The 3948-nt window shown below is 37.4% G+C and carries 5 protein-coding genes; all 5 read left to right on the plus strand.

Translation table 11 applies throughout. The annotated features are described in order from the left end of the window. Window positions 1–284: 284 nt before the first annotated feature. On the plus strand, window positions 285–1433 hold the full coding sequence (locus tag D7V20_RS18675; RefSeq protein ID WP_058952573.1) for a hypothetical protein: 1149 nt from the start codon (window positions 285–287) through the stop codon (window positions 1431–1433). Between the two features lie 183 nt (window positions 1434–1616). Continuing rightward, entirely contained in the window at window positions 1617–1772 is a 156-nt protein-coding gene (locus D7V20_RS18680; protein WP_005006030.1) for a hypothetical protein, read from the plus strand. 38 nt (window positions 1773–1810) lie between these two features. Further along, window positions 1811–2236, plus strand: a complete 426-nt coding sequence (locus D7V20_RS18685) for a hypothetical protein (protein ID WP_033917496.1) — start codon at window positions 1811–1813, stop codon at window positions 2234–2236. 335 nt (window positions 2237–2571) lie between these two features. Next, the gene (locus tag D7V20_RS20240) at window positions 2572–3528 is read left to right on the plus strand and encodes a hypothetical protein (protein ID WP_227504909.1); all 957 of its coding nucleotides are present in this window, start codon (window positions 2572–2574) and stop codon (window positions 3526–3528) included. Window positions 3529–3550: 22 nt separating this feature from the next. Beyond that, window positions 3551–3948 (plus strand): hypothetical protein (locus D7V20_RS18695; RefSeq protein WP_120365109.1); only part of this gene is annotated, 398 nt, incomplete at its 3' end.

The following is a 3948-nucleotide window of genomic DNA, read 5'->3' on the forward strand; positions in this document are numbered from 1 at the left end:
TGGCAACTATTAATTATTGCCATCTTTTTTTGATATAGATCTATGTAATCAGGTTATTTTAATATGTGAGCCTTATTTTATTTAATTAAATATAAATAATTGATATTAGTTTTATTCAACGTATACGGTGATTTTAATTGATTAAAATATTTTAATTACTGAACCACTACCGTTGTTAAATTCAGCTTCATTAATATTTTAAGGAAAAAATTATAAACGCCACTTAATAACTATTATGGAATCTCAGATGTAGAGCACACGGCTCAAAACTTGGAGATTTTAAAATGTCACATTTCACAGTTGCAGTAGTTACCACCCCTGATGGTGATGTTGTAGATGCCCTAGAACCATTTTACGAATTTGAATGCTCAGGCATTAAAAACAAATATTGCATTTCAGAATCATCATTGGACGAAATTAAAGACCAATACGAATCGACAGAAATCACTTTGATGAAAAACTCAAAGCCTATCATAGATGATGGTGAAGAACGCTATGCGTTTCTTGACGACCCTCGTTTCGTGCGTGATGCAACAGACTTAGAGCTTTATGCCATCAAAAACAACAAAGGTGATATTTTTGCTGACTTCCCGAACGGCGGTAAGCATTTATCAGTGGTACAGGTCAAAAACGATGATGGTACGTACTCAAGTCGCATTCGTGATTTAGGCATGTTCATTCAATGGCATCAAAAAGATGTGCCATGTACTGAAGTGTTTGAGCTTCAACAGTTCATTAACTGGTATAACGAAAAAGTTACGCCGACTGTTTTGACAGGTGAAAAACCTGATGAAAGTTGGACAGAATGGATAGAGCTTGATGCTGACGGTAAAGTGGTCGATTACTTCACCACCACCAACCCGAATCCGAAATACGATTGGTATGAAATCGGAGGACGTTGGAAAAACATGCTGTTGCGTCTTGATGGACGAAAAGTGGATAGCTGCCCGATTGGTGAGCTAGATTTTGAAACCGAAATCAACCGCTTAAAAACCGAAGCTAACCGTGTTTATGACTATTTTGAGAAGTGTATCGGTGATGCTTCACGTACTTGGCGGTCATGGGCTGATGTTTGGTCTGATGAATCAATCGAATCAGTGAACGATAAGCGTAATTTCTATCATAACCAAGATGCAATCTTATTAATGAAAGCCAGTGATACGGATAACCTGTTTGGCATATTCGGACATGAATTTGATGAATTTTTGGTGAGCCGTGAAGAATTCCTAGCTAAAAAATCAGCAAACCCATTCGGTACATACTGTTTCTTAGATGCGACCAGTGGTGATGAAATAGGCGACTGGACAGGTTCAGAGTGTGGCATGTTTGGACTGGATATTCGCAAGGAAGAAGATTGGGAAAACAAAAACCAAGCCTTGCTCAAGAGCTTTCCAAGCGACTATATAATCACGATTGTTGATTGCCATATCTAAAACCCAAACAGGGATAAGCGTAAAACCTTATCCCTTTTCTTTTGGGTATTTTTTAAAATGCATTCGATGTTTTTTTAATTGATTAAAAAGGTTTTGAATTTTTAAATTTTAAGAAAAATTAAACAGCTATTGCGCTTTGTATAATGAATATAGATTTAATCACTATCCTAAAGGGCTTTTAATATGTGGAATACATTAGTTTTAATTCGTAAAACCGCAACGTCAAAAGAAATAAAAGACAAAGCTGATATGTATTTAAGCCAGTTAAATACTGCAACCATTTCAGCATCTCTTAAAGCTGAAATACTCTCTTTTATCGAATCTGTTTTAAACGATTAATCAACTTAGGCTCAACGCCTACAACTTGGAGAAACCCCATGAATTACTACAACACATTCACCATTCCATGCAATTTTAAAGTACAGCACATTGAAGATGGTCAATTTGTCGTGTTTTTTGCTGATGGCACTCAGTTAAGTTACCAGATTGAAAACACCAGTAAGGTTAAATGGATTGAACCTGAAGCATTCAGTTTAGAGCAAGTACGCCTAAGCTCAAAAGAGCCAATCAATGCCGATGATATTGACATCATTAAGTATGCTTCATACCGCTTAATTGCTGACACGCCATTGATTGATGATGATGGTAGCAATCCTGAACCTGATTGCCTTTACTGCAAAAAATCTAGTGACACTCTTAACAGCCTCATACTTCAAGTCACTGAAGCACATACCCTCTCATGTTGGCTACTGACATCAAACGGCGTTCATATCCTAGATATTAATGAATTGACTGAAGCTTAATAACAACAACCAGTGAAGCATGTCTATTGCTTCACTGGTTGGCAGTTGAAAACCGCATTCGATGTTTTTTAATTGATTAAAAAAAGGTTTAGAAATTTGGTTGTGGCCAGCGCTAGATCTGGCGCACCAGGATCAATGCTTATTTGTATGGTACCTTAATTGCTTCCATCATTTTAATAGCATCCTCATTACTATTTTTAGCTGCTATCTGTTAAAAGTCGCAGCAAGGACCAGTAAAACAATAATAAAAATAAATAATTTTAAAAAAGTTTTTGGTTTAGGTTCTATCTTAAAATAAACATATTGAAGCAGAAAGCTTAAAACTTGGAGTTGAAATGGTTACTATTAATGAATTACTTAGCAAAAACCTTGATCGCAAATATGGTCCAATTGAAGCGCATGAAGTTATAGAACTTGTTCGTGTAACTCGTGCGCCAGAATCAATAAATAACCCTTCAATGCCATCAGTTAGAATTTCTACTGCAGATCTGCACCATATGGTTGAACAAGCTAAAAAGTTCAATTTGTGGGAAGAATGGTCCACCAAGGTTTTAGCAACTGAGTTGCCATACAACCCTTATCTTAAGCCAGTGTTTACAGGTCATAGTTTCCCACGTTCTAGCATGTCTACTGACAACTACGAAGCATTAGTACGCTCTACGTTAGTGCCGGTGCTACTACCTGAAGATAAAAAGTCTTTTATCAACCTGAATGACAAAGTTATGTCATTTAACAACCTCATGTTTGATATGCCCGATGCGATGGTGAACCATCTCATGACTGGTAAAAAACTTTGGCTATATGCAAAAAATGGGCAAGTGGTCTGGTATACCCGTGCTGAGTATGAGGCGCAAACCAAGTGGAACCAGGCTGAACAGGATGCTAAGAAAAAAATTACTGCATTGTTTGAATTATTCAATGCGCTGCAACAAGCTAAACCGATCTTTGATGCTATCGATCAGAAGAAAAACTTCAGTGCTTTACCGTTCAAATGGTTCACTGGTGTAAAAATTGTAATGTCAGGCTTGTCAGCTGGATCATGGGGCGATGGTGAAAAATCAAATACAGTGACTCACTTGGTTTTTGATGAAGACTACTCAGGATCTAAATTGGTTCGTGAGAAAAACCAGTACTTGTGCTCAGCTGGAGGCTTATTCCCTGCAGATGAAGCAAAGAAAGAATTCAAAATGAAAGTAGGTGAAGTTACCGTGGACACGGTACCGCACCTTGTTACATGTAAAGTGTGCCTAAAACGTATTTTTACGCAACTTGCATTAACTCAATCTAATTAATCAAATTTATAGGGTGTTCATCATGAATAACAAAACAATTGCCAAAAAAATGATTAACCAAGTTAAATCGGTTATCACTGACCCTCAAGCAAAAAGCTTGTTGGCTGCTTATCACGTAGAGACGTCATTTACCCACTTCTACGAAACACACAGCCACATTTACTTGGTTGGTAAAGACATTACTGCAGTCATGGCCAAACATTTTCCATACTTCACGTTTAAGACTCGTGATAACAAGAAAGCCCGTCACGGTATTGGCGATGGCTCAATGTCTGATTGCTTAAACAAGCTGCGCCGTGTGTATCGCTTAGAAATCAAAAAACCGATTAGCGAGAAGTTTATCGCTGAAGCTGGTGCACCGACTTTCACAAAAAGCCAATCTGTAAGTCCTGTTGCTTATTTGATTGATGAAGTTGTGCA

This window comes from Acinetobacter rongchengensis (genome assembly GCF_003611475.1).
Lineage (GTDB): Bacteria > Pseudomonadota > Gammaproteobacteria > Pseudomonadales > Moraxellaceae > Acinetobacter > Acinetobacter rongchengensis.

Bases quoted from the DNA above. Each gene is read 5' to 3' on its own strand.
- D7V20_RS18680 (WP_005006030.1), top strand. From the start codon at position 1,617: ATGTGGAATACATTAGTTTTAATTCGTAAAACCGCAACGTCAAAAGAA.
- D7V20_RS18685 (WP_033917496.1), top strand. From the start codon at position 1,811: ATGAATTACTACAACACATTCACCATTCCATGCAATTTTAAAGTACAG.
- D7V20_RS20240 (WP_227504909.1), top strand. From the start codon at position 2,572: ATGGTTACTATTAATGAATTACTTAGCAAAAACCTTGATCGCAAATAT.
- D7V20_RS18675 (WP_058952573.1), top strand. From the start codon at position 285: ATGTCACATTTCACAGTTGCAGTAGTTACCACCCCTGATGGTGATGTT.